Annotated in this window: 23 protein-coding genes; 14 read left to right on the top strand and 9 right to left on the bottom strand. The window is 71.6% G+C overall.

The window, feature by feature from the left end; translation table 11 throughout:
• Nucleotides 1–54 precede the first annotated feature (54 nt).
• The 3 genes from OG352_RS37350 (at nt 55) to OG352_RS37360 (ending at nt 2,235) form a co-directional block, all read left to right on the top strand.
• A complete protein-coding gene (locus OG352_RS37350) occupies nt 55–756 on the top strand; it encodes a helix-turn-helix transcriptional regulator (RefSeq protein WP_329223037.1) in 702 nt (233 codons plus the stop codon).
• Nucleotides 753–1,736 carry a pyridoxal-phosphate dependent enzyme gene (locus OG352_RS37355; protein ID WP_329223038.1) on the top strand — a complete coding sequence of 328 codons (984 nt, stop codon included), beginning with the start codon at nt 753–755 and terminating at the stop codon, nt 1,734–1,736. The genes OG352_RS37350 and OG352_RS37355 overlap by 4 nt, the downstream gene beginning before the upstream one ends.
• Before the next feature lie 139 nt (nt 1,737–1,875).
• The gene (locus OG352_RS37360) at nt 1,876–2,235 is read left to right on the top strand and encodes a cupin domain-containing protein (RefSeq protein ID WP_329223040.1); all 360 of its coding nucleotides are present in this window, start codon (nt 1,876–1,878) and stop codon (nt 2,233–2,235) included.
• A 61-nt stretch (nt 2,236–2,296) separates the two neighbouring features.
• Here OG352_RS37360 and OG352_RS37365 read toward each other — a convergent pair whose 3' ends face one another.
• The 8 genes from OG352_RS37365 to rhaI form a co-directional block, all read right to left on the bottom strand.
• Complete coding sequence (locus OG352_RS37365; RefSeq protein ID WP_329223041.1) at nt 2,297–3,649, bottom strand: VWA domain-containing protein; 1,353 nt, start codon at nt 3,647–3,649, stop codon at nt 2,297–2,299.
• On the bottom strand, nt 3,646–4,503 hold the full coding sequence (locus OG352_RS37370; protein WP_329224121.1) for an AAA family ATPase: 858 nt from the start codon (nt 4,501–4,503) through the stop codon (nt 3,646–3,648). Before OG352_RS37370 ends, OG352_RS37365 begins: the two co-directional genes overlap by 4 nt.
• 125 nt (nt 4,504–4,628) lie before the next feature.
• Entirely contained in the window at nt 4,629–5,270 is a 642-nt protein-coding gene (locus tag OG352_RS37375; protein ID WP_329223043.1) for a LutC/YkgG family protein, read from the bottom strand.
• Nucleotides 5,267–6,751, bottom strand: a complete 1,485-nt coding sequence (locus OG352_RS37380) for a LutB/LldF family L-lactate oxidation iron-sulfur protein (RefSeq protein WP_329223045.1) — start codon at nt 6,749–6,751, stop codon at nt 5,267–5,269. Before OG352_RS37380 ends, OG352_RS37375 begins: the two co-directional genes overlap by 4 nt.
• A complete protein-coding gene (locus OG352_RS37385) occupies nt 6,748–7,503 on the bottom strand; it encodes a (Fe-S)-binding protein (protein ID WP_329223046.1) in 756 nt (251 codons plus the stop codon). The genes OG352_RS37380 and OG352_RS37385 overlap by 4 nt, the downstream gene beginning before the upstream one ends.
• An 84-nt stretch (nt 7,504–7,587) precedes the next feature.
• Complete coding sequence (locus OG352_RS37390) at nt 7,588–9,024, bottom strand: rhamnulokinase (RefSeq protein ID WP_329224122.1); 1,437 nt, start codon at nt 9,022–9,024, stop codon at nt 7,588–7,590.
• A gap of 5 nt (nt 9,025–9,029) precedes the next feature.
• The gene (locus tag OG352_RS37395; RefSeq protein WP_329223047.1) at nt 9,030–11,069 is read right to left on the bottom strand and encodes a bifunctional aldolase/short-chain dehydrogenase; all 2,040 of its coding nucleotides are present in this window, start codon (nt 11,067–11,069) and stop codon (nt 9,030–9,032) included.
• Between the two features lie 139 nt (nt 11,070–11,208).
• Complete coding sequence (gene rhaI / locus OG352_RS37400) at nt 11,209–12,369, bottom strand: L-rhamnose isomerase (protein WP_329223049.1); 1,161 nt, start codon at nt 12,367–12,369, stop codon at nt 11,209–11,211.
• Nucleotides 12,370–12,675: 306 nt separating this feature from the next.
• Here rhaI and OG352_RS37405 point away from each other — a divergent pair, with 306 nt between their 5' ends.
• From OG352_RS37405 to OG352_RS37455, 11 genes are all read left to right on the top strand, one after another.
• The gene (locus tag OG352_RS37405; protein ID WP_329223051.1) at nt 12,676–14,193 is read left to right on the top strand and encodes a sugar ABC transporter ATP-binding protein; all 1,518 of its coding nucleotides are present in this window, start codon (nt 12,676–12,678) and stop codon (nt 14,191–14,193) included.
• On the top strand, nt 14,190–15,260 hold the full coding sequence (locus OG352_RS37410) for an ABC transporter permease (RefSeq protein ID WP_329223052.1): 1,071 nt from the start codon (nt 14,190–14,192) through the stop codon (nt 15,258–15,260). The genes OG352_RS37405 and OG352_RS37410 overlap by 4 nt, the downstream gene beginning before the upstream one ends.
• Nucleotides 15,261–15,303: 43 nt before the next feature.
• The gene (locus tag OG352_RS37415; protein ID WP_329223053.1) at nt 15,304–16,284 is read left to right on the top strand and encodes an ABC transporter permease; all 981 of its coding nucleotides are present in this window, start codon (nt 15,304–15,306) and stop codon (nt 16,282–16,284) included.
• A 95-nt stretch (nt 16,285–16,379) separates the two neighbouring features.
• On the top strand, nt 16,380–17,462 hold the full coding sequence (gene rhaS, locus OG352_RS37420; RefSeq protein ID WP_329223054.1) for a rhamnose ABC transporter substrate-binding protein: 1,083 nt from the start codon (nt 16,380–16,382) through the stop codon (nt 17,460–17,462).
• Between the two features lie 62 nt (nt 17,463–17,524).
• A complete protein-coding gene (locus OG352_RS37425) occupies nt 17,525–17,845 on the top strand; it encodes an L-rhamnose mutarotase (protein ID WP_329223055.1) in 321 nt (106 codons plus the stop codon).
• A gap of 46 nt (nt 17,846–17,891) precedes the next feature.
• The gene (locus OG352_RS37430; RefSeq protein ID WP_329223057.1) at nt 17,892–19,316 is read left to right on the top strand and encodes a BNR repeat-containing protein; all 1,425 of its coding nucleotides are present in this window, start codon (nt 17,892–17,894) and stop codon (nt 19,314–19,316) included.
• Nucleotides 19,317–19,419: 103 nt separating this feature from the next.
• Complete coding sequence (locus OG352_RS37435) at nt 19,420–20,457, top strand: LacI family DNA-binding transcriptional regulator (RefSeq protein WP_329223059.1); 1,038 nt, start codon at nt 19,420–19,422, stop codon at nt 20,455–20,457.
• A 144-nt stretch (nt 20,458–20,601) separates the two neighbouring features.
• Entirely contained in the window at nt 20,602–21,903 is a 1,302-nt protein-coding gene (locus OG352_RS37440; protein ID WP_329223061.1) for an alpha/beta fold hydrolase, read from the top strand.
• A gap of 29 nt (nt 21,904–21,932) precedes the next feature.
• Nucleotides 21,933–22,676, top strand: a complete 744-nt coding sequence (locus OG352_RS37445) for a PIG-L deacetylase family protein (protein WP_329223063.1) — start codon at nt 21,933–21,935, stop codon at nt 22,674–22,676.
• A 32-nt stretch (nt 22,677–22,708) separates the two neighbouring features.
• Nucleotides 22,709–23,542, top strand: a complete 834-nt coding sequence (locus OG352_RS37450) for a pentapeptide repeat-containing protein (RefSeq protein WP_329223066.1) — start codon at nt 22,709–22,711, stop codon at nt 23,540–23,542.
• 114 nt (nt 23,543–23,656) lie between these two features.
• The gene (locus tag OG352_RS37455) at nt 23,657–24,376 is read left to right on the top strand and encodes a DUF2470 domain-containing protein (protein ID WP_329223067.1); all 720 of its coding nucleotides are present in this window, start codon (nt 23,657–23,659) and stop codon (nt 24,374–24,376) included.
• Here the strand turns inward: OG352_RS37455 and OG352_RS37460 are convergent.
• On the bottom strand, nt 24,344–25,642 hold the full coding sequence (locus OG352_RS37460) for a lactonase family protein (protein WP_329223069.1): 1,299 nt from the start codon (nt 25,640–25,642) through the stop codon (nt 24,344–24,346). The genes OG352_RS37455 and OG352_RS37460 overlap by 33 nt on opposite strands.
• Nucleotides 25,643–25,732 lie beyond the last annotated feature (90 nt).

Below are 25,732 nucleotides of genomic sequence, written 5' to 3' on the forward strand. Positions count from 1 at the left end.
CCCGAGCGCTTGGACTGCTGGTCCAATGTCTGGACTAGTGGTCTAATGGCGTTTATGGAATCCCGGGAAACCGAGCGGGACGCGATCCTGCGTGCGCTCACCCCCGTCGTCGACGGGATCGCGGCCACCTTCGGGCCGGTGTGCGAGGCGGTGCTGCACGACTACCGGCGGCCGGAGAAGTCCGTCGTCGCCGTCGCCGGGGCGGTGACCGGGCGGACGGCCGGCGGGGCGATGAGCGAGATCGGCCTACGGGTCCTCGCCCGCGGCGACGACGCCGGCGACGAACTGAACTACCTCACCCGCACCGGCGCCGGAAAGCTCGTGAAGTCGTCCACGATGGTGCTGCGCGACTCCACGGGCGCCGTGTTCGGCGCGCTGTGCGTCAACGTGGACGTCACCGAGGTCGACCGGGTGCAGGGCCTGCTGGCCGCGCTCACCGGGACGGCGGCCGTGCGCACCGACCCGCCCGTGACCACCTTCGGCGACGACATCGACTCCGTCGTCGACGCCCTCCTCGACGCCCATCTGCTGCGCCAGGACCAGACCTGGGCCGGCCTCGACCGGCCGCGCCGCCTGGCGCTCTTCCGCGGCCTGGACGAACACGGGGTGTTCGCCGTACGCCGTGCCATCGAGCAGGTCGCCGCCCGCCTCGGCATCTCCCGCGCCTCCGCCTACAGCTACCTCTCCCAGGCCAGAGCCGCCCACGAGACGGCGGCGAACGGCACCGACGACACCCCCGAGGGAGCACACCCGTGACGACCGAACCCCCGCCGATCACCCTCGACGACGTACGCGACGCCGCCGCCCGGCTCAAGGGCGTCGCGCACCGCACACCCGTGCTGCGCTCGCGGACCCTCGACCGGATCGTCGGCGCCGAAGTCCTCCTGAAGTGCGAGAACTTCCAGCGCGTCGGCGCCTTCAAGTTCCGCGGCGCCTACAACGCGGCCTCCCGGCTGGCCCCCGAACAGCTCGCCCGGGGCATCGCCGCGTACTCCTCCGGCAACCACGCCCAGGCCGTCGCCCTGGCCGCGCGGGAACTCGGCACCACCGCCGTGATCGTCATGCCCGAGGACGCGCCCCGCTCCAAGCGGGCGGCGACAGAGGGCTACGGCGCCGAGATCGTGACGTACGACCGCTACACCGGCGACCGGGTGGCCATCGGCGAGGCGCTCGCCGCCGAGCGGGGCCTGGCACTGATCCCGCCCTACGAGCACCCGCACGTCATGGCGGGCCAGGGCACTGCGGCGCTCGAACTCCTGGAGGAGGCAGGGGAGTTGGACGCCCTGCTCGCGCCGGTCGGGGGCGGCGGGCTGATCGCCGGCAGCGCGACCGCACTCAAGGGGCTGCGGCCGGGCATACGTGTGATCGGCGTCGAACCGGATACCGGGGACGACACCAAGCGGTCGCTGGAGGCGGGCCGGCGGGTCGAGATCCCGGTGCCGCGCACCATCGCCGACGGCCAGGCCGCGCACACGCCCGGGGAGCTGACCTTCTCGGTGAACCGGCGGCTCGTGGACGGGATCGTCCTGGTCTCCGACGACGAGATCCGCGCGGCCATGCGGTTCGCCTTCGAACGTCTGAAGATCGTCGTGGAGCCCAGTGGCGCGACCCCGCTGGCCGCGCTCCTCGCCGGGCGGGCCGGTCGTCTGCCCCGGCGCGTCGGCGTGATCGTCTCCGGCGGCAACATCGACTCCGGCCGCTTCGCCGAGCTGTGCGGCGCCGCCGGCCGACCATGACCGTTCCGCCGATTGGCGGCTGTCGAAGGACGGGCGGACGATGGAGGAAGTGGGGCTCGGCCCCCGACCCGCGACGCCCAGAGCCGCCGGGGAGACCGGCCCCGGCCGTGGTGAGGCGCGGCCGGAAGGAGGGAGCGTCATGATGGAAGTGAAGACGCTCGACAAGCCCGATGAACGGCGCGATTTCCCCCGCGGCCACCTGGAGGCCGTGCACATGACCGGCCTCGACTTCGCCGTCGGGACCTTCGAACCCGGCTGGCGCTGGTCCGAGTCCGTGGCGCCGATCGCGGGAACCGCCAGCTGCCAGGTCCACCACAACGGCTACGTCGTCCAAGGACGCATGCACATCACCATGGACGAAGGCGGCGAGGGCGAACTCGGCCCGGGTGACGTCTTCGTGGTCCCGCCCGGGCACGACGCCTGGGTCGTGGGCGACGAACAGTGCGTGGTGTACGACTTCGCCGGTGCCATGGCCAAGGACTACGCGAAGGCGAAGTAGAAGAAGCAGAAGAAGCAGAGCAGTAGAGAAGCAGAGCCGGGCGGTACGGTTGGAGGCACCGCTAGACCGGGAGCAACCGGCCGACCAGGGCGCCGAGTTGGTGAGCGTTGCGGCATTCGTGCATCGCGACCAGCTCGGCGTACTCGGGTGCGGCCGAGTCGCCGGTCCCCCACTGGGGGCGGGGCTCGGGGTTCAACCAGTGGGTGTGGCGGGCCTGTTCGGCGATCTGCCGCAGCGCGGCCAGGTTCGGGTCGCTCATGTTCGTCCGGGCGTCGCCGAGCACGAAGACCGTGCTGCGCGGGCCGACCGCACCGCCGTAGCGCTGCACGAACTCGCCGAGGGCGACGCCGTAGTCACTGCTGCCGTGGTGGCCCGTCAGCCGCGCCTCGGCCTGGACGCGGGCGCCGAGGCCTTCCGGATCGGCGGCACCGTGCCGGAGCAGTCCCGTCACCTCGTCGATCCGGTTGACGAAGGCGAACACGCGCACCTTGCTGAACTGGTCGTGCAGCGCCTGCACCAGCAGCATCGTGAAGTCGGAGAAGCCGGACACCGAGCCCGACACATCGCACAGCAGCACCAGTTCGGGACGGACCGGGCGCCGGCGGCGCAGCACGGGCCGCATCGGGACACCGCCCGTCGAGAGGGAGCCGCGCAGGGTGCGCCGCAGGTCGATCGTGCCCCGCGAGGCCCGGCGGCGGCGCGCCGCCATCCGGGTGGCGAGCTTGCGGGCCAACGGCTGTACCGTCCGCCGCAGTTCGGCCAGCCGGTCCTGCCCCGCGTACAGGAAGTCGACCCGGTCGGCGGTCGGCGCCACCGCGCGCCGGGCGATCTCGTCCCGCCCCTGCCGCTCCGCCACCCTGCGTCGCGCCTCCCCGGCCACCAGGGCACGGAAGGCCTCGATGCGTCGCCGGATCTCGTCCTCGAGGAGCCGGTCGGCGAACCCGATGTCACCGCCCCGGGCCCGGAGTTCGTCCCGCACCCGTGCCAACAGCGTCTGCGGGCGCAGCCGTTCCAGGGTCTGGTACGACGACCAGCCGTCCGCGCCCGGTGAACTCCCGTACCCGCCCAGCCCGTCGACCGCCTCGATCGCCAGCCTGGACAGCATCGCCTCGTCGTCCGCGGCGAGTGCGGCGGCCAGCCGGTCACGCAGGTCGTCCCGGTCGCCGGGCTCGCCCTGGGGCGCGCCGACGCCGCGCGGGAAATACAGGTCGAAGACGGTGTCGAACACCCGGCGTTGGTCCGTCGAGTGCAGCAGCGTCGCGGCCAGTCCCTCGCGCAGCAGCCCGCGATCCGCGAACCCCAGCGCCGTGGCCGCCTCGGCGGCGTCCACGGTCTCGCCGGTGCCGACGCGGACGCCGTGCGCGCGCAGCGCGGCGACGAAGCCGACCAGACGGTCGGCGACGTCGGCGCTCACACGGCGTCCAGGTCGAGCTTCGCGCCGGCCTTGAGGATGTCGTCCTGGTGCTTGAGGATCACGCCCAGACTGGCCCGGACGACGGCCTCGTCGAGGGTCGTCGCGCCGAGCGCGAGCAGCGTGCGCGCCCAGTCGATGGTCTCGGCGACGGAGGGCGCCTTGCGCAGGTCCATCGCGCGCAGCGCGCCGACCACCCGGACCACCGAATCGGCCAGCGCCCCATCGATGCCCGGCACCTTCAGCCGGACGATCCGCCGCTCCAACTCCTCCTCGGGGAAGCCGATATGGAGGAACAGGCAGCGGCGGCGCAGTGCCTCCGACAGTTCCCGGCTCGCGTTGGAGGTGAGGACGACGAAGGGGCGGCGGGTCGCGGAGACCGTGCCCAGTTCCGGGACGGTGATCTGGAAGTCGCTGAGCACTTCGAGGAGCAGCCCCTCCACCTCGACGTCGGCCTTGTCGGTCTCGTCGATCAGCAGGACGGTCGGCTCGTCGCCCCGGATGGCGGTCAGCAGCGGGCGCGGCAGCAGGAACTCCTCGCTGAAGATGTCCGTGCGGGTCTCGTCCCACGTCTCGTCGCGGCCCGCGCTGATGCGCAGCAACTGCTTGGCGTGGTTCCACTCGTACAGCGCCCGGGACTCGTCCACACCCTCGTAGCACTGCAGCCGCACCAGCCGGGCCCCCGCCACCTCCGCGACCGCCTTGGCGAGCTCCGTCTTGCCGACCCCGGCCGGGCCCTCCACGAGGAGTGGCTTGCCCAGCCGGTCGGCGAGAAAGACGGTCGTGGCGACGGCGGGGGAGGCGAGATACCCGGTCTCCGCGAGCCGGGCGGAGACATCGTCGACGGACGTGAACAACGGGGCCTCCGGGTGGCCGGCGCGGGCGGCGAGCATGATCCGGTCACTATCTAAGCGCTTGTTCACCGGATTTGTCATCGGGGGACGCCAGAGACGACAGGGGCACCGGGTGACCTCAGCCGACCTCAGCCGACGAGGATCACCTCCAGTGTGCGCGGCCCGTGCACCCCCTCCACCCGGTCCAGCTCGATGTCGCTGGTCGCCGACGGACCGGAGATCCATGTCAACGGCCGCCGCGGATCCAGCCGTTCGAGCGCCTGCGGCACAGAGGACACGACCTGGTCGGGGACGCGTACCACGCAGATGTGGTGGTCGGGGACCAGGGTGATCCGGCGACGGCCCTGGTCGGGACCGCCGTCCAGGACGATCGTCCCGGTCTCGGCGACCGCGATCGCGCACGCCGTGACGACGCTGTCGACCCGGTCGAGCTCGTGCGCGGTGCTCTCACCCCGGTCCGGCACGCGCGTGACGTCCGTCTCCGCGAGCCACGACTCCTCCAGGCCGGGCGGCACGAGCACGGTCGCCGCCTTCCGGTCCGCGAGCAACCGGGCGACCATGGACGGCAGTTCACCTGCTCCGCACCGGTGCACGAGCGCCCGGTAGTCCGCCAGGTTCTCCGCCAGCAGCTCCACCGTCTCGGCGACGCTCCGGTCGCCGTGCTCCCGTAGGTAGTCGCGCGCGACGGCCTCCGCGTACGACGGGTCGTCCTGCGGTACGTCGGCCAGCGCGCGCCGCACCCGGCCCAGGATCCGTTCCCTGCTGCTCACTTCGCCCCGCCCTCTCCGATCGTGCCCCGCGTACGCTGCCACCAGTCGCGGAACGGCTCCGCGGGCACGGCCGGCAGATCCCGTGTACCGCTCCACGCCTTGCCCGGACCGGGCAGCGTACGAGGGTGGAAGCGGCGGGTGCGGGACGCCAGCCGCTGGCCGGTGCGCAGGACGCCGGGCCGGCCGAACGCCCAGCGCGCCGCCCGCATCGCGGCCCGCTCGGCGGCATGCCCCTTGGCCGGCTTCAGCACCACCTTGTTGCCCTCCCGCGTCACCGGCCCGCCCTCGACGATCCGTTCCCGCAGGTGCACCAGCACCTCCGGGATGTCGATGGCGACCGGGCAGACCTCGTAGCAGGCGCCGCACAGCGACGAGGCGTACGGGAGTGAGGCGTCGATCTCGCTCTGCGTGCCCCGGAGCTGGGGGCTGAGGATCGCGCCGATCGGCCCCGGGTACACCGAGCCGTAGGCGTGGCCGCCGGCCCGCTCGTACACCGGGCAGACGTTCAGACAGGCCGAGCAGCGGATGCAGCGCAGGGCCTGGCGGCCGACCTCGTCGGCGAGGGTGTCGGTGCGGCCGTTGTCCAGCAGGACGAGGTGGAAGGTCCGCGGACCGTCGCCGTCCGTCGTGCCGGTCCAGGTCGACGTGTACGGGTTCATGCGCTCGGCCGTGGAGGAGCGGGGCAGCGTCTGGAGGAAGACCTCCAGGTCCCGCCAGGTCGGCACGATCTTCTCGATGCCGACGACGGAGATCAGCGTCTCGGGGAGTGTGAGGCACATCCGCCCGTTGCCCTCGGACTCGACGACGACCAGGGTGCCGGTCTCGGCGACCATGAAGTTCGCACCGGAGATCCCGACCCTGGCCCGCAGGAACTTCTCGCGCAGGTGGAGGCGTGCGGCCTCGGCGAGTTCGGCGGGCGTGTCGGTGAGGCCCTCGGGCGCCGGACGCCCCCACTCGCTCATCTCCGCGCGGAAGATGTCCCGGATCTCACCCCGGTTGCGGTGGATGGCGGGGACCAGGATGTGCGACGGCCGGTCGTCGCCCAACTGCACGATGAGCTCGGCGAGATCGGTCTCGTAGGCCCGGATGCCCTCGGCCTCCAGCGCCTCGTTGAGCCCGATCTCCTGCGTGGCCATGGACTTGACCTTGACGACCTCCGACTCGCCGGTCTCCTTGACCAGCCGGGTCACGATCCGGTTCGCCTCGTCCGCGTCGGCGGCCCAGTGGACCGTGCCGCCCGCCGCCGTGACCGACTCCTCCAACTGGACCAGATACCGGTCGAGTTGACGGAGGGTGTGGTCCTTGATCCGCTTGCCGGCCTCCCGCAGCGCCGCCCAGTCGGACAGCTCGGCGACCGCCTTCGCGCGCTTGGCGCGGATGGTGTGCGTGGCGTGCCGCAGATTGCCGCGCAGGGTCGGGTTGCCGACCGCCTCGCGCGCGGCCTCCGGAAACGCCGGCATCCCGACGAACGTCCCGCTCACAGCGCAGGTTCCCCTTCCGTGCCCGCCAGGATCTCCGCGATGTGCACCGGCCGCATACCGGTCTTCAGCCGGGTCATGGTCCCCCCGATGTGCATCAGACAGGAGTTGTCGGCCGCGCACAGCACCTCGGCGCCCGTCGACTCCGCGTTGCGCACCTTGTCGGCGCCCATCGCCGCCGAGACGTCCGGGTTCTTCAGCGCGAAGGTCCCGCCGAAACCGCAGCACTCGTCGGCGCCGGGCAGTTCGACCAGCTCCAGCCCCTTCACCGCCTGCAGCAGCCGCCGGGGCCGCTCCCCGAGCCCGAGACTCCGCAGTCCGTGACACGTGGGGTGGTAGGTCACCGTGTGCGGGTAGTACGCGCCGACGTCCGTCACCCCGAGCACGTCGACCAGGAACTCGGTCAGCTCGTACGTCTTCGGGACCACCGGCGCCAGCGTGGCGGCGAGGGTGTTCCCGCGCCCCTCCGCCCGGGCCCGCTCGCCCATCCGCGGATACAGCTCCCGCACCATCGCCCCGCACGACCCGGAGGGCGTGACGATCGCCTCGTACTCCCCGAAGACATCGGAGAAATGCCGGGCGAGCGGCTCTGCCTCATGGCGGTAGCCGGTGTTGTAGTGGGCCTGCCCGCAGCAGGTCTGGGCCATCGGGAAGTCGACCTCGACGCCCAGCCTGGTCAGGAGTTTCACCACGGCGCGGCCGGTGTCCGGATAGAGCGTGTCGTTGACACAGGTCAGGAACAGTGCGACACGCATCGCGGCTCCTAGCGGTAGGTCATCGAATGAGTCATCGGATGAGTGCAGGGTAGTCCGGCACGGGGACGCGAGGGAGCCCCCGTCTCACAGCGCGGCGAGCCGGGCCTGCGCCGCGCGCCACCGCCCGGTGCCGCCCTGCGGCTCGTAGCGGGTCAGTGGCTGGGTACGGGCGAGCAGCCGGCGCACCGCGGTGAGGTCGCCGGCCGGCCCGTGCGTCCGGGCCTGGACGAGTACGTTGCCCAGTGCGGCAGCCTCCGTCGGACCGGCCACCACCGGCAACCCGCAGGCGTCGGCGGTGAGTTGGCACAGCAGCGCGTTGCGGGTGCCGCCGCCGACGACGTGCACGACGTCGACCGGGTGGTCGGCGAGCCGCTGGGCGTCCTCGATCGCCCGCCGGTGCGCGAGGGCGAGGGAGTCGAGGATGCAGCGCGTGAACTCGGCGGGAGACGCGGGCACCGGCTGCCCGGAGGCACGGCACGCGTCGGCGATCCGCTCCGGCATCCGCCCGGGGGCCAGGAACGCCGCGTCCCCCGCGTCCACGACCGACCGCAGCGCGGGCACGGCGGCCGCCGCCCGCAGTAACCCGCCCAACTCCGGGTCCCCCCAGGCCCGTACGCACTCCTGGAGCAGCCACAGCCCCATGATGTTGCGCAGGTAGCGGACCGTGCCGTCCAGCCCCAGTTCGTTGGTGAAGTTGGCGGCGCGGCTCTCCTCGGTGAGCACGGGCGCGGCCAGTTCCAGTCCGGCCAGGGACCAGGTGCCGGTGCAGATGTACGCGAACCGCTCCCCGGTGGCGGGGACGGCGGCCACGGCCGACGCCGTGTCGTGCGAGCCGACGGCCGTCACCGGCACGGGCCCGGTCAGCCCCGTCTCCGCCAGCACCTCGGCCCGCAGCAGTCCCGCCGGGTCGCCCGGCTGTCGCAGGGGTGCGAACAGGCTCAGGTCGATGCCGAGCCGGGCGGCGACGCCGTGGGACCAGTCGCGGGTGCGGGGATCGATGAGCTGGGTGGTGGAGGCGTTGGTGAGCTCGGTGCCCTGCTCGCCGGTCAGCCAGTACGTCAGCAGGTCGGGGATGAGCAACAGCCGCCGCGCCTGCGCCAGTTGGGTCGAGGAGGCAGCGGCCGTCAACTGGTACAGGGTGTTGAAGGGCGCGTACTGAAGACCCGTCGCCGCGTACAGCTCGGCGGCCGGGACGCTCGCCCACACCTTCTCCGCGACGCCCTCGGTCCGGGCGTCGCGGTAGTGGACGGGGTTGCCGAGCAGGGTCCCGTCGGCGTCCAGCAGGCCGTAGTCCACGGCCCAGCTGTCGATGCCGACGGAGTCCACCCGGCCGGCCGCCCGCAGCCCGTCCAGCACTCCCGCGTACAGGGACAGCACGTCCCAGCGCAGCCCCTCCGGAACCCGGACCGGCCGGTTGGGGAAACGGTGCGCCTCCGTCAGCTCCAGCGAGTCCGGGCCCACCCGGCCGACCATGACGCGCCCGCTGGACGCGCCGAGGTCGACAGCGGCGTACGGCCGCACGGCCGTCACCGGAGGAACGCGGCCGCCACACCCGCGTCGACGGGGACGTGCAGCCCGGTGGTGTGGGTCAACTCCCCACCCGTCAGCGCGAACACGGCGTTGGCGACGTGCTCGGGCAGCACCTCCCGCTTGAGGATGGTCCGTTGCGCGTAGAACTCCCCCAACTTCGCCTCCTCGACCCCGTACACGGCCGCGCGCTGAGCCCCCCACCCCCCGGCGAAGATGCCCGACCCACGCACCACACCGTCCGGGTTCACCCCGTTGACGCGAATCCCGTGCCCACCCAACTCGGCGGCCAGCAGCCGCACTTGATGAGCCTGGTCGGCCTTGGCGGCGGAGTAGGCGATGTTGTCGGGCCCGGCGAAGACGGCGTTCTTCGACGCGATGTAGACGATGTCCCCGCCCAGCTCCTGCGCGATCATCACCCGAGCCGCCTCACGCGAGACGAGGAACGACCCGCGGGCCATGATGTCGTGCTGGAGATCCCAGTCCTTGACCGAAGTCTCCAGCAGCGGCTTGGAGATGGAGATCCCGGCGTTGTTCACGACGAGGTCGACCCCGCCGAAGGCGAGCACGGCGGCCCGGAAGGCACCGGCGATCTGCTCCTCGGACGTCACGTCGACGGTGACGGCGACGGCCTTGTCGGCCCCGCCGAGCTCCTCCGCGACAACGGCGGCGTTCTCACCATCGAGGTCGGCGACGACGACACACGCCCCCTCGGCGACCAGCCGACGTGCGATCGCCTTCCCGATCCCGCTCCCGGCCCCCGTCACCAGGGCCACCCGGGTGGCCAGCGGCTTGGGCTTCGGCATCCGCCGGAGTTTGGCCTCCTCCAGCGCCCAGTACTCGATGCGGAACTTCTCCGACTCCTCGATCGGCGCGTACGAGGACACCGCCTCGGCGCCCCGCATCACGTTGATCGCGTTGACGTAGAACTCACCGGCCACCCGCGCGGTCTGCTTGTCCTTGCCGAAGGAGAACATCCCCACGCCCGGCACCAGCACGATGGCCGGGTCCGCGCCGCGCATCGCGGGGGAGTCGGGCTCGGCGTGCCGCCGGTAGTAGGCGGCGTACTCCGCACGGTAGGCGGCGTGCAGCTCCTTCAGCCGCGCGACGGACTCCTCCAACGGGCCGGTCGGCGGCAGGTCGAGGACCAGCGGCCGCACCTTGGTCCGCAGGAAGTGGTCCGGGCACGACGTACCGAGCGCGGCGAGCCGTGGGTGCTCGGCCCGCGCCAGGAAGTCGAGGACGACGTCGGAGTCGTCGAAGTGCCCGACCTGGGGCCGGTCTTGAGAGGCGAGGGCCCGTACGTACGGCGCGAGCGCGGCGGCCCGCGCCCGCCGCTCGTCCTCGGCCGGCGCCTCGTACCCCTCGATGACGGGACCGAAGGGCTCGGCGCGGCCCCTCTCCGTCAGGAACGCCTCCGCGGCCTCGATGATGTGCAGCGAGTTGCGCTCGCACTCTTCGGAGGTGTCGCCCCAGGCGGTGATCCCGTGCCCGCCGAGGACACACCCGACGGCCTGCGGGTTGGCGGCCTGCACGGCGGCGATGTCCAGCCCGAGCTGGAAGCCCGGCCGCCGCCAGGGCACCCACACCACACGGTCCCCGAAACACTCGGCGGTCAACTTCTCCCCGTCGGCCGCACAGGCGAGCGCGATCCCGGAGTCGGGGTGCAGATGATCCACGTGAGCGGCGTCGACCAGCCCGTGCATGGCGGTGTCGATCGACGGCGCCGCCCCACCCTTCCCGTGCAGGCAGTAGTCGAACGCGGCAACCATCTCGTCCTCGCGCTCGACCCCCGGGTACACCCCCTTGAGCGCGTGCAGCCGATCCAGCCGCAACACGGCGAGCCCGCCCTCGGTGAGTGTCCCGAGGTCCCCACCGGACCCCTTCACCCACATCAGTTCAACGTCCCCACCGGTCACGGGATCGGTGCCAGTGCCTTTGGCGGACGTGTTCCCACCGGCGTAGTTCGTGTTACGGGCATCAGCGCCGAGTCGGTGCGACCGGCCAAGGAGAGCAGCGGCTTCGGGATGGGTGGGCATGGAGATTCCTTACTTCTCGACCGAGGGGGAGCGCGTGTACCTAGGGGCGCGGGGCTGTATCAATGTGCGGCTCCGCCGCGTGGGCGCGACCAGCCACAACGGACCCGCACCCCGCAACGAAGCAGAGCCCGGCAGACGCTCACGCCCCCCAACCGGCCTGCTCCCCACCAACCCGCTCAGCAACGACCTTCTCGGCCCACCCAGACCTCCGGTACGCGGCAATGGGGTCACCCTCCACCCCCATCTCCTCCCGCACCTCGACAAGCAACGGCCGCACATCCGTGTTGTACGCGTCCATCACCACCGCATTCGCCTCCAGCACATCCCCGCAGACCTGAGCAGCAGCCAACGCCGCCCGATCGACGAGCAGCGCCTTCGCCGTCGCCTCCTGCACGTTCATCACGGACCGGATGATCGCCGGAATCTTCGCCTCGATGTTGTGGCACTGGTCGAGCATGAACGCCACCTCGGAGGTGAACCCACCCCCACGCACGACCTCGTACATGATCCGGAACAACTGGAACGGATCGGCCGCGCCCACCATCAGGTCGTCGTCGGCGTAGAAGCGCGAGTTGAAGTCGAAGCCCCCGAGCTTCCCCTCCCGCAGCAGCGTGGCGACGATGAACTCGATGTTCGTCCCGGGCGCGTGGTGCCCGGTGTCGACCACGACCTGCGCCTTCGGCCCCAGCTTCAGACAGTGCGCGTACGCCGTCCCCCAGTCCGGCACGTCCGTCGAGTAGAAGGCGGGCTCGAAGAACTTGTACTCGAGGAGCATCCGCTGCCCGTCCCCCAGCCGCGCGTACACCTCGGAGAGCCCCTCGGCCAGCCGGTCCTGCCGCGCGCGGAGGTCGTCCTGCCCGGGATAGTTCGTCCCGTCCGCGAACCACAGCTTCAGGTCGGCGGAGCCCGTCGCGTCCATGATGTCGACGCAGTCCAGCAGATGATCGAGAGCCTTGCGCCGTACCGCCGCCTCCGGGTGGCAGATGCTGCCCAGCTTGTAGGCGTCGTCCTGGAAGGTGTTGGAGTTGATCGCCCCGAGCTTCACGCCCCGGTTCTCGGCGTGTTTCGCGAGCGCGGAGTAGTCCTCCACCCTGTCCCACGGGATGTGCAGCGCCACGGTCGGGGCCACGCCGGTGAACGCGTGCACCTGCGCCGCGTCGTCCAGTTTCTCCTGCGGGGTGCGCGGCACGCCCTGCTGGGTGAACACCTTGAAGCGGGTCCCCGAGTTCCCGTACGCCCACGACGGCGTCTCGACGGCCTGGGTCTTCAGCGCGGCTTTCACCGCGGCGAGGTCGGTCACTTCGGGCTCCTGTGACATCGGTTGACATCGGTCCGGAAAACCATCCGGAGCAACTGCCGGACAGCTACCGGATGAAACGATTCAGAACGGGAAGCTATGAGGCCGCCGAAGCAGTGTCAACCCCTTCGTCCAGGCCTGTTGTCCGTGACCGCCGCGCGACCTTCGGCTATCGAAAACTTTTCGAGACCGACCCATTGACGTGACATGCCCCGCCTGCCTAACGTCCCGGCAACCCAGTTGAAACCTTTCACGACGTCGTGGCGGCCCCGACGGGCCCCGTTCGTGGACGTCGTCGAGGAGCCACCCATGACCCACCCGTCCGACCCGGGACCGGCCCCGGTGCTGGCGCTGAAGGACGTAGCCAAGTCCTTCGGGGCCGTGCGCGCCCTGCGGGGCGTCTCCCTGGAGCTGTTCCCCGGCGAGGTGCACGCCCTCGCCGGGGAGAACGGCGCGGGCAAGTCGACGCTCATCAAGACCCTCGCGGGCGTGCACCGACCCGACGCCGGCCGGGTGCTGCTCGACGGCGAGCCCGTCGTCTTCCACGGACCCGGCGACGCCCGCGACGCCGGCATCGCCGTGATCTACCAGGAGCCCACGCTCTTCCCCGACCTTTCGATCGCCGAGAACATCTTCATGGGACGCCAACCCCGGCGCACCCTGGGCCGGATCGACCACGAGGCCACCCGCGCCGCCACCGCCGCTCTGATGGAGCGCCTCGGCGTCGACCTCGACCCCGACCGCCCGGCGCGCGGACTGTCCATCGCCGACCAGCAGATCGTCGAGATCGCCAAGGCGCTCTCCTTCGACGCCCGCGTCCTGATCATGGACGAGCCGACCGCCGCCCTCACCGGCAGCGAGGTCGCCCGCCTCTTCGCGGTCGTACGCACCCTGCGCGAACAGGGCGCGGCCGTCCTCTTCATCTCCCACCGGCTGGAGGAGATCTTCCAGATCTGCCAGAGCGTGACGACCCTGCGCGACGGCGCGTTGATCGCCAGCGAGCCGATCGACGGCATGACCGAGGACGACCTGGTCCGCCGGATGGTCGGCCGAGACCTCGACGAGCTCTACCCCAAGCAGGACGTCACCCCTGGCGAAGTCGCCCTCAGCGTCCGCCGGTTGACCCGGGAGGGCGTCTTCACCGACGTCTCCTTCGAGGTCCGGCGCGGCGAGATCGTCGGCCTGGCCGGACTCGTCGGCGCCGGGCGCACGGAGGTGGCCCGGGCGGTGTTCGGCATCGACCGCTGGGACGGCGGCGAGGTCCGCGTCGACGGCCGTCCGCTCACCAACGGCGCCCCCTCCACCGCGATGGCCGCGGGCCTCGCCCTGGTCCCGGAGGACCGGCGCGCCCAGGGCCTGGTGATGGACATGAGCATCGAGCGCAACATCGGCCTGACCGGACTGCGTACGACGGTGAAGGCCGGCCTGATGGACCGCGGCGCCGAGCGCAGCCGCGCCCTCGACTGGGCGGTCAGGCTCCAGGTGAAGTACGCCCGGATCGCCGACACCGTCAACACGCTGTCCGGCGGCAACCAGCAGAAGGTCGTCCTCGCCAAGTGGCTGGCCACGGGGCCCAAGGTGCTCATCGTCGACGAGCCGACCCGTGGCATCGACGTCGGCACCAAGGCCGAAGTGCACCGGCTGCTCGGCGAGTTGGCCGCCGACGGGGTCGCCGTCCTGATGATCTCCTCCGACCTGCCCGAGATCCTCGGCATGGCCGACCGCGTGCTGGTGATGCACGAGGGGCGCCTGACGGCCGAGATCCCCCGCTCCGACGCCACCGAGGAAACCGTGATGGCCGCAGCCACCGGGAGGGCCGCCGCATGACGGTCACCACCTCCCACGAGGCCCCCGTCGCCGAGGCGCCGAAGTCCGGCGGCACCCGGCTGGTCGACCGCGTCTTCAGGATGCGCGAACTCGCCATCCTGGTCGTCCTCCTGGTGATGATCGCCGTCACCCAGGCCGGCAACAGCGAGTTCCTGTCCGAGCAGGGCATCAAGGACCTGCTGTTGAACGCGACGATCCTGGTGCTGGTCGCCACCGGCCAGTCCCTGGTGGTCATCACCCGCAACGTCGACCTGTCGGTCGGCTCCACCCTCGGCATCAGCGCCTTCGCCGCCGGCACGTATCTGCACGGCGGCGGCGACCCGGCGATCGCCATCGCGCTGGCCGCCCTGCTGGGCGTCGGCTGCGGGCTGCTCAACGGCCTGCTCGTCAGCCTCGGCCAGGTGCCCGCCCTGGTCGTCACCCTCGGCACGCTGTACATCATCCGGGGCATCGACTCCATCTGGGTCGGCTCCCGCCAGATCACCGCGGCCGATCTGCCCGCCTCCTTCGTCGACTTCGGATCCGGCGGCCTCTCGGCCGTGCCGTATCTCGCGCTCATCGCGCTCGCCGTGCTGATCGCCACCGCGTACTGCCTCAAGCACTTCGGCAGCGGGCGCGAGCTGTACGCGCTCGGCTCCAACCCGGAGGCCGCCCGCCTCGCCGGCATCCCGGTGCGCAAGCGGATCCTCGCCGCCTACACGTTCTGCGGCGGCCTCGCCGGACTCGCGGGCGCGCTGTACCTGGCCCGGTTCGGCAACGTCGACTCCAGCACGGGCAACGGCTACGAACTCACCGTCGTCAGCGCGGTCGTGGTGGGCGGCGTCGTCTTCACCGGCGGCTCCGGCAGCGTCTACGGGGCGGCCCTCGGCGCGCTGCTCCTCACCTCCGTCAACAGTGTCCTGCCCGCCCTCGGCGTCAGCTCGGTCTGGGTGCTCGCCATCAACGGCGTACTGCTCCTGCTGGCCATCGCGGTCGACCGGGTCGTCGCCGTGCGGGTGACGTCCGCGCTGAAGAAGACGTCGGCGTCCGCAGGGGCGGCCGTAGCGAAGGGGGAGGCTCGTGCCTGAGTCCCTGATCCGAGCGAACCGAGCGAGCCGGGTAAGCCGGGCGATGAGCCGAGTGAACCGGGCGAACCGGGCGGTTCGCTGGGACACCGTCGTCGGTGTCCTCCTGATGGTCCTGCTCCTGCTGTCCTTCTCCTTCGTGGACGGCTTCGGCAACGCCCTCAACCTGTCGTTCCTGATCGGCAACACGCTCCCGATCGCGCTGATCGCCCTGCCGATGACCCTGCTGGTGGTCTCCGGCGAGATCGACCTCTCGGTGGCCTCCACGGCCGGGCTGTCCGGCGCGGTGATGGGCGCGCTGTGGAACCAGGGCATGACGATCGAGACGATCATCCCCGTCTGTCTGCTGCTCGGTGTCGTCTGCGGGCTGGTCAACGGCCTGCTGGTGACCCGGCTCGGGCTGCCGTCCCTCGCCGTCACCATCGGCACCATGGCCGCCTACCGGGGCGTCGCGCAGATCGTGCTCGGCTCCGACGCGGTCACCGACTTCCCCACCCGGTACCTGGACTTCGCGGCCGGCCGCCTCGGGGACACCTTCCTTCCGCAGGCCTTCCTGCCCTTCGTCGTGCTGCTCGCGATCGCGGTGGTCGTGCTGCACGCCACGCCGTTCGGGCGCTCGCTGTTCGCGGTCGGTGCGAGCGAGGAGGCTGCGCGGTTCGCCGGTATCCGGGTCAAGCGACAGAAACTGATCCTGTTCACGGTGACCGGTCTCATGGCCTCGCTCACCGGTGTGTTCTGGGCCCTGCACTACGCCAGCGCTCGCTATGACAACGCCACCGGGCTTGAACTGTCCGTCGTGGCAGCGGTGTTGCTCGGCGGTATCGACTTCGACGGGGGCAAGGGGACGCTCGGTGGTGCGGTTGCCGGTGTCTTCTTGCTCGGGGCGTCGCAGAACGTGATGAGTCTGATGAACGTCTCCGCGCAGTCGCAGATCGTCGTGACCGGTGTGTTGCTGGTTGTTTCCGTGCTGGGGCCTCGGGTCGCGCGTCAGATTGCCGTAACGCGGGCGGCAAGCTCGGCCGGCTAGGCAGTTCGTCGTCTGCGGGTCCGCTGTGGCTGGTCGCGCAGTTCCCGCGCCCCTGAGGAAAGACCTTCACCTCCCCCCTCTCAAGAAGGACCGCCATGCGTAAGTCATCCCTCCGCCGGGCCTCTGTCGCCCTCGTTGCCGTCTGCTCCCTTGCTCTTGCGGCCACCGCGTGTGGTGGCACCACCAAGGAGGATGTGAAGAAGGAGAGCACCGGGTCGGCTGTTTCCTCCGGGAAGGCGGATCCGAATGCCGAACTGAAGAAGGGGCTCACCGTCGGGTTCCTGCCGAAGGCGGTCAACAACCCCTACTTCACCTCCTCCGACAAGGGTGGCGAGGCGGCGCTGAAGGAACTCGGCTCCAGCTACAAGGAGGTCGGGCCGTCCAGTGCCACCGACACCGCCGGGCAGGTCGGTTACGTCAACACGCTCACCCAGCAGCAGGTCGACGCGATCGCCGTGTCCGCGCAGGACCCGGGCGCCCTGTGCACCGCGCTCAAGCAGGCGATGAGCAACAAGATCAAGGTCGTCACCTACGACTCGGACACCAACCCCGGGTGCCGTAACGCGTTCGTCTCGCAGGCGTCCGCCGAGGATCTGGGCCGTACCGAGGTGCAGTTGCTCGCCGAACAGATCGGCTACAAGGGCGAGATCGCGATCCTGTCGGCCGCGCAGACCGCGACGAACCAGAACACCTGGATCGGCTTCATGAAGGACGAGTTGAAGGATCCCCAGTACAAGGACATCAAGCTCGTCAAGGTGGCGTACGGCAACGACGACGCCCAGCAGTCCTTCCAGCAGACCCAGGGCCTGCTTCAGGAGTACCCGAACCTGAAGGGGATCATCTCCCCGACCACGGTCGGCATCAAGGCGGCGGCCCAGTACCTGTCGGGCTCCAAGTACAAGGGCAAGGTCAAGCTGACCGGCCTCGGCACCCCGAACGACATGCGCACCTACGTCAAGAACGGCACCGTCGACGCCTTCGAGCTGTGGGACCCGGCGAAGCTCGGCGCGCTGGCCGCGCAGACGGCGGTGGCGCTGGTCTCGGGCCGGATCACGGGCAAGGAGGGCGAGACCTTCAAGGCCGGCACCACCACGTACACCATCGGCAAGGACGGTGTGATCAGCCTCGGCAAGCCGACCGTGTTCGACGCCAAGAACATCGACCAGTTCAACTTCTAGCGGTTCAACTTTCAGCAGTTCAACTTCTGGCAGTTGAACTTCCAGTATCCGGAGGGTCGTTGATGCAGCGCGTGTGCTTTCTGCTGAAGGTCAGGGCGGACCGTCTCGACGAGTACCGCGAGCGGCACGCCGCCGTGTGGCCGGAGATGCTCCAGGCGCTCTCGGCCACCGGCTGGCACAACTACTCGCTCTTCCTGAGCGAGGACGGCCTGCTGGTCGGCTACCTGGAGACCGAGGACTTCGCGGCCGCCCAGGCGGGGATGACGGCCGCCGACGTCAACGCTCGCTGGCAGGCGGAGATGGCGCCGTTCTTCGAGTCGCTGGACGGCGCCCGCCCCGACGAGGCCATGAAACCTCTTACCGAGGTCTTTCACCTGGCCTGACATACTCCGGTCCTCCCCGGTTCCGTACGACAATGGAGTTCCCCAGATGAGACGACGCACTCTGCTGGCCGGCGCCCTCCTCGGCACCGCCGCGTACCCCGTGCTCGCCACCGGCACCGCCAGCGCCGCCGACCCCGGCCCCTCGGTCACCCGCAAGGGGAGCACCCGCCTCGACGCGCAGGCCCTGTTCTTCGTGTCCTACGACGGCCTGGTCAACAACAACTCGTTCCAGAAGAGCGGCCTGCTGACCTACAAGGGCTACCAGTACGCCGCCTGGTACACCGCCGCCCGCAACGCGGTCGTCGCCCGCCGCGCCCTGGGCGCCACCACCTGGTCCACGGTCACCCTCACGCACCGGCTCAAGGTCAGCGACTCCCACAACGTGATCTCCATGGGCGTCTCCAGGACCGACGGCCGGCTCCACCTCAACATGGACTCGCACAGCGACGGCTTCTTCTACGTGAAGTCGGTTGCCGGACTGCTCGACAACCCGGCGTCCACCTCCTGGACGTCGGCCCGTTTCGGCGCCGTGCAGACCACCCTCGACGGCCTCGCGCTCACCACCCAGTTCACCTACCCGCAGTTCGTCCCCACCCCCGAGGGCAGGCTCCAGCTCAGCTACCGGGTCGGCATATCCGGCAACGGCCGCAACGCCCTCGCGGAGTACGACGGTTCGAAGTGGACCGCGCTCGGCGAGTGGTCCAGCTCCACCGGCACCTACACCAGCGAGCACGGCTCCTCGACCGTCCGCAACATGTACCTGCACGGCATCGACTACGACGTCAAGGGCCGCCTGCACTCCTTCTTCACCTGGCGTGAGCAGAACGGCGCCGTGATGTGCTCCGGCGGCGGCATCAGCAACCACGACACCGGCTACGTCTTCTCCGACGACCGCGGCCGGACCTGGCGCAACAGCGCGGGCGCCGTCGTCGGCACCACGGGCGGCTCCGACAAGGTCGCCGTCACCGACAGCGGGCTCGTCGTGGACGCGCTCAACGCCGACCACTCCCTGATGAACCAGGAGAGCCAGGCCACCGACTCCGCCGGCCTCCCGCACGCGATCATCAGCTACGTCCCCGGCCGCTTCGGCCAGTGCACCACCAACTACGTCAACGACCGCACCGCGGGCGGCCGCGCCTTCCACCTGCGCAAGAACTCCGCCGGGAGCTGGCAGAAGACGGAGATCCCGGTCGTCCTCGGCTCCAGCCAGCGCACCAAGCTCGTCCTGGACAAGTACGACAACGCGTACGCGATCTTCCCCTTCGGCCGGATCGCCGGCGCCTCCAAGGCCTCCGGCCACACGGACTGGACGGTGCTCTTCGACGGCAGCGGCCTCAACGCCTTCGGCGAGGTCGTCATCGACGAGCTGCGCGTCAAGGCGGACAACACGCTGTCGTTCATGTACCAGGAGAAGTCGAGCGGGACGACGCCGTCGGCGCTCCATGTCATCGACTTCGCACTGCCTGCATGACCTTGGCAACGACCTGGGCAGCGACCCGGACGGGGGTGCGGCGGCGTGGCGGTAATGTGAAGACCGTCCCGCCGTGCCCTGTTCACCTGGAGGTTCCCGCCTGATGGTCCAGTCGGTGGGTATCAAGGACGTCGCCCGTGCCGCCGGGGTCTCCGTCGGCACGGTGTCCAACGTCATCAACCGCCCGGACACCGTCGCCACCGAGACCCGGGCGCGCGTCCTCTCGGCGATAGACCGGCTCGGCTACGTCCGCAGCGAGTCCGCCCGCCAGTTGCGCGCGGGGCGCAGCCGGATCATGGGGCTGCTCGTCCTGGACATGGGCAACCCCTTCTTCGTGGACGTCGCCCGTGGCGCCGAGCGGGCCGCCCGGGACGCCGGGCTCGGCGTGATGGTCTGCAACAGCGCCGAGAGCGCCGGCGAGGAGGCCGAGTACCTGTCGCTCTTCGCCGAGCAGCGGGTGCGGGGCGTGCTGCTCACCCCGGCCGACGCGACCGGCCGCAACATCGCCTCCTTCCGCCGGCACGGCATCCCCTTCGTGCTCGTCGACCGGGTCTCCGAGGGCACCACCGAGTGCTCGGTGTCGGTGGACGACGTGGCGGGCGGCGCGCTCGCCGTACGGCACCTCGTCGACGCGGGGCACCGTTCCCTCGCGTACGTCAGCGGCCCGCCCGGCTTCACCCAGGTCCGCGACCGCCGTACCGGCGCCCTGAACGCGCTCGCCGAGGCGGGCCTCGGCCCCCAGCACCTGCGCGAGCTGCCCACCGAACGGCTGGACGTCGCCGCCGGACGGGACGCGGGCGCCCGCCTGCTCGGCCTCGCCGACCGCCCGACCGCCGTGTTCTGCGCCAACGACCTGCTCGCCCTCGGCGTCCTGCAGGCCATGTACGCGGCCGGCGTCGGCGTCCCCGACGACCTCGCCATCGTCGGCTACGACGACATCGAGTTCGCCGCCGCCGCGGCCGTCCCCCTCACCTCCGTGCGCCAGCCCGCCGTCACCATGGGCGCCCTGGCCGCGGAGATGCTGCTCGAGGAGACCGAGGACAGCGACGAGCGGGGAGCGAACGGCGGGCGGCACGAACACCGGCGGGTCGTGCTCCAGCCGGAGCTGGTGGTACGCCGCTCCAGCCTCTCGGCGCGCTGAAGCCGACCGAAAGCAGACCGAAGCGGACCGCGGCGGGCTGATCGCCCGTTCAGCAGGAGTTCATGATCCCCCGCGCTCCGGCACCGCCCGGACATGTGCTGAACTGGGACGCGGTCCGCACACCGATCGCCCCGGGAGTCCCTGTTGTCCGTCAGCTACCGCCAGCCCGGCGTCGTCCTCACCGACCGCCGCTTCACCGTGCCCCTCGACCACACCGACCCGGCCGGGGAGACGATCGGGCTCTACGCCCGCGAGGTCGTCGCGAGCGACAAGGCGGACCAGGACCTGCCCTGGCTGCTCTACCTCCAGGGCGGCCCCGGCTTCGGCGCCAACCGGTTCATCGGCAAGCCGGCCTGGCTCGGCCGCGCGCTGACCGAGTACCGGGTCCTCCTCCTCGACCAGCGCGGCACCGGCCACTCCACCCCGGCCAACCGCCAGACGCTCCCGCTGCGCGGCGGACCCGCCCAACAGGCCGACTACCTCGCGCACTTCCGCGCCGACTCCATCGTCCGCGACTGCGAGCTGGTCCGACCCGAGGTCACCGGCGGCGCCCCCTGGACCGTCCTCGGCCAGAGCTTCGGCGGCTTCTGCACGGTCAGCTACCTCTCCACCGCCCCCGAGGGCCTCGCCGCCGCCCTGATCACCGGCGGTCTGCCCGCCCTCGACGCGCACGCCGACGACGTCTACCGCGCCGCCTACCCGCGTATGGAACGCAAGGTCGCCGCGCACTACGCCCGCTACCCGCAGGACGTCGAACGCGCCCGCCGCATCGCCGACCACCTCCTGAACCACGAGGTGACGCTCCCCGGCGGCTACCGGCTCACCGCCGAGGCCTTCCAGACCGCCGGCATCCTCCTCGGCGGCAGCGAGGGCAGCCACCGCCTGCACCACCTCCTGGAGGAGGCCTTCGTCCCCACCCCGCAGGGCCCGGAACTGTCCGACGCCTTCCAGGAGGAGATCCAAGGCATCCTGTCCTACGCCGGACACCCCCTCTACGCCCTCGTCCACGAGGCCATCTACGGCCAGGACGCCCGCCCCACCGCCTGGGCCGCCGACCGGGTGCGCGCCGAGTTCCCGCAGTTCGACGCCGCGAATACGCTCGCCGGCGACGGACCGCTGCTGCTCACCGGCGAGACGATCCACCCCTGGATGTTCGACGCCGACCCCGCGCTGCGCCCGCTGCGCGAGACCGCCGAACTCCTCGCCGCCCGCACCGACTGGCCGCCGCTGTACGACCCCGCCCGCCTCGCCGCCAACGAGGTCCCGGTCGCCGCCGCGATCTACCACGACGACCTGTACGTCGACACCGCCCACTCCCTGTGCACCGCCCGCGCCGTCCGGGGCCTGCGCACCTGGGTCACCGACGAGTTCGAACACGACGGCGTCCGGGCCGGCGGCCCCCGCGTCCTGGACCGCCTCCTCGCCCTCACCCGCGACGAGGTGTGAGGCTTCCGTCACCGCTTTAGTCTTCAGGCATGACCGAGCCGACGATCCCCCAGCTCCAGCCCATGCCCGAGGACTGGCGGCGGGCCCTGGCCGTCGTGGCGCACCCGGACGACCTCGAGTACGGGTGCTCCGCGGCCGTCGCCGCCTGGACCGACGCCGGCCGCGAGGTCGCCTACGTGCTCGCGACCCGCGGCGAGGCGGGCATCGACACCCTCGCGCCCGCCGAGTGCGGCCCGCTGCGCGAGCGGGAGCAGCGGGCGAGCGCGGCCGTGGTGGGCGTGTCGACGGTCGAGTTCCTCGACCACCGGGACGGCGTCATCGAGTACGGGCTCGCCCTGCGCCGGGACATCGCCGCCGCGATCCGCCGGCACCGGCCCGAACTCGTGATCACCCTCAACCACCGCGACACCTGGGGCGGCGTCGCCTGGAACACCCCCGACCACGTCGCCGTCGGCCGCGCCACCCTCGACGCGGCCGGGGACGCCGGCAACCGCTGGATCTTCCCGGAACTCACCGAGCGGGGCCTGGAGCCCTGGAACGGGGTGCGGTGGGTCGCCGTGGCCGGATCCGCGACGCCCACGCACGCCGTGGACGCGTCGGCGGGACTGGAGCGGGCGGTGGGCTCGCTCCTCGAACACCGCACGTACATCGAGGCGTTGACCGACGAGGTGCCCGAGACGTACGCCCGGGGATTCCTGACCGGCGTCGCGAAGTCCGTGGGCGAGCGGTTCGGCGGCAGGCCGGCCGTGGCGTTCGAACTGTTCGGCCGGTAAGTCCTGCGCCGCAGGTCAGTAGGGTGGACGGCATGCAAGAGACGACGGCGGACCGGACCGTACTGCGCGGCGACTGCGGGAACTGCTTCGGCCTGTGCTGTGTGGCCCTGCCCTTCGCCCGCTCCGCGGACTTCGCGATCGACAAGCCCGCCGGGAAGGCGTGCCCCAACCTGGGCGAGGACCACCGCTGCGGCATCCACACGCGGCTGCGCCGGCAGGGTTTCACCGGCTGCACGGTCTACGACTGCTTCGGCGCCGGGCAGAAGGTCTCACAGGTCACCTTCGGCGGCCGGGACTGGCGTGCGGACGCTTCGGGCGAGCACGCCCGCCGTGTGTTCGCGGTGTTCCCGGTCGTCCGGCAGCTCCACGAACTCCTGTGGTACCTCACCGAGGCGCTCACCCTGCCCGTCGCCCGCCCGCTCCACGCCGACCTGCGCCGGGCTCTGGAGAAGACCGGGGAACTCACCCTGCTGACCCCGGACGAACTGGCCGCGCTCGACGTCCCGGCACACCGCCAGGATGTCAACGTACTGCTCCTGAAGACCAGCGAACTGGCCCGGGCCGGCATCCGCGGGCGCGGGAAGGAGCGCCGGGGCGCCGACCTGATGGGCGCCCGTCTCAAGGGCGCCGACCTGCGCGGCGCGAACCTGCGCGGCGCCTGTCTGATAGCCGCCGACCTCACCGGCGCGGATGTGCGCGGAGCGGACCTGATCGGGGCCGACCTGCGCGACACCGACCTGACGGACGCCGATCTGACCGGCGCGTTCTTCCTGACCCAGCCGCAACTGAACGCGGCCCGGGGGAGCGCGGGCACGAAGCTGCCGGAGTCACTCACCCGCCCCGCGCACTGGACAGCGGGGCTCTGAGGGCGACACCGTCTCGCTCTTTCGTCGAGCGTGGCCATGGTGGTTGGCGCGGGTGGTTGGCGCGACCGAAGATCTCCGATAGGTTAGGCAAGGCTTACCTAAGGAGGTTTTGGGATGGGTGACAGCCAAAGCTGGGCGGCCGTGCCGTCGGCCGCCGAGCGGGCCCGTTCGGTGCTCGCGGCCTCATGGTCCTGCGCGGTGACCGCGGACGGCGGGCGCGAGGAGTTCGTCGGCGCGCACACCGTCGACGACGACGGCCGGGTGATCCTGCGAGTGCCCGAGGACAGCGCCCTGCTGACGGCGGCGATCTGCGCACCGCGCGGCGAGCCGTCCGCCGTGCTGGAGTTCGCGGACGTGGCGCCCGTTCCCGTACGCAGCCGGATCCGCACCCGGCTCTGGCTCGCCGGCTGGTTCGCCCCCGAGGACGACCACCTCGCCTTCCACGCCACCCGGGTCGTGCTGAAACCGCCCACCGGCGCCGTCGTCGTCGACCTCGGCGACTTCGCCGCCGCCGCACCCGACCCGCTCGCCACCGCCGAGGCCCATCTGCTCACGCATCTCGCCGACGCCCACCCCGACGCCGTGGAGCGGCTCACCCGGCTCGTCCAGCACGACAGCCTGCACGGCGCCGTCCGCGTCCAGCCGCTCGCCGTCGACCGGCACGGGCTGACGCTGCGCATCGAGCGTGCCCGCGCCCACGGCGACGTACGCCTGCCGTTCCACGCGCCCGCCGACGACGTCGGCCAGCTCACCGAGCGTATGCACGTCCTGCTCACCCAGGCCGCCGCCTGCCCGCGCGCCCTACAGCGGCAGCGCGCAGACGGCGACGGGTGACGCGAACGGCTCGCCCGCGAGCCGCAGTGCACCGTGCGCGGCGTCCACCCGGAACACGCTGACCGTGCCGGAACGCTGGTTGGCGGCGAACAGCAGGCCGCCGTCCGGTGACAGGGCGATCTGCCGGGGGAAGTCCCCGTCCACGGGCACCGTGCCGAGCAGCCGCAGCCGGGCCCCGCCCGCCTCCACCGCGTAACGCGCGAGACCGTTGTCGCCGCGGTTGGCGAGGAAGGCGTACGCGCCGTCCGGCGTGACCGCCACCTGCGCCGGATAGTTGGTGCCCGCTGCGGAGTCCGCCCCCGAGGACTGCGGCTTCCCGATGGTCAGCCGGCCGCTCGACGGCTCGTACGCGCAGACCGTGACCGAGTCGTCGACCTCGTTCGCGAGGTAGGCGTACCGGCCGCCGGGATGGAACGTCAGGTGGCGCGGACCGGCGCCCGCCCGGGTGTGCGCCTGCGCGACCTCCGTGAGCGTCCCCGCCTTCTCGTCCAGGCGGTAGCTGTACACGGTGTCGGTGCCGAAGTCGACGGCGAGGACATGGCCGCCGTCCGGGGCGGTGATGAACTGGTGGGCGTGCGGCCCCTGTTGACCCTGCCGGGGCGCCGGACGGGTGTGCGTGAGCGAGTCGGTGCGTTCGCCGAGCGCCCCCGAGGCGTCGATCGGGTGCACGGCCACACCGCCCGAGCCGAAGTCGGCGCTGAGCAGCCACCGCCCGCCCGGATGGACCGACAGATGGCAGGTGTGCGCCCCGCCCGTGGCCCGGCTGCCCAGCACCTTCCGGTCGGACAGCCGTACGGCGGTCACGGCACCCGCCTCGCGTTCGTTCGCCGCGTACAGCGTTCGGCCGTCCGGGTGCACCGCGAGGTACGACGGGTCCGGGACGCCGGTGATCGTGCCCCGGCCGGTGATCCGCCCCGAGCCGGGGTCGTACGAGGCGACGCCGATGCCCTTCCCGCCGCCCTCGGCGGAGGTGTAGGTGCCCAGGTAGAGGGGGCGGGGGCGGGGGCGGTCGCGGTCGGGCGGGCTCGGCGAGGCGTCCGGACCGGACTCGGGCGTGGATCCCGGTGAGGACTCCGGCGCGGCGGACTGCGACGGCTGCCGGGGCGGCGCGGCCCGCGGGGATTCCGGGGCCTTCGGTGAGCCGCCGTCGCTGCCGCACCCGGCCAGGGTCGACGCCGCCGCCGCGCCGCCGAGCGCGCCGATCACGCCGACGAAACGGCGCCTGCTCCAGCCGGCACCGCCCGCCGCTTCCGTCCCACTGCCCATGCCCGCACCCCAGGTCGCCGTACACCACCGCCGTGACAGCCACCTTGACCCGGACCGGCCGTCGAACGCAAAAGCGGAACCCGGCGGGCG

Origin of the sequence: Streptomyces sp. NBC_01485 (assembly GCF_036227125.1) — a bacterium.
GTDB lineage: Bacteria > Actinomycetota > Actinomycetes > Streptomycetales > Streptomycetaceae > Streptomyces.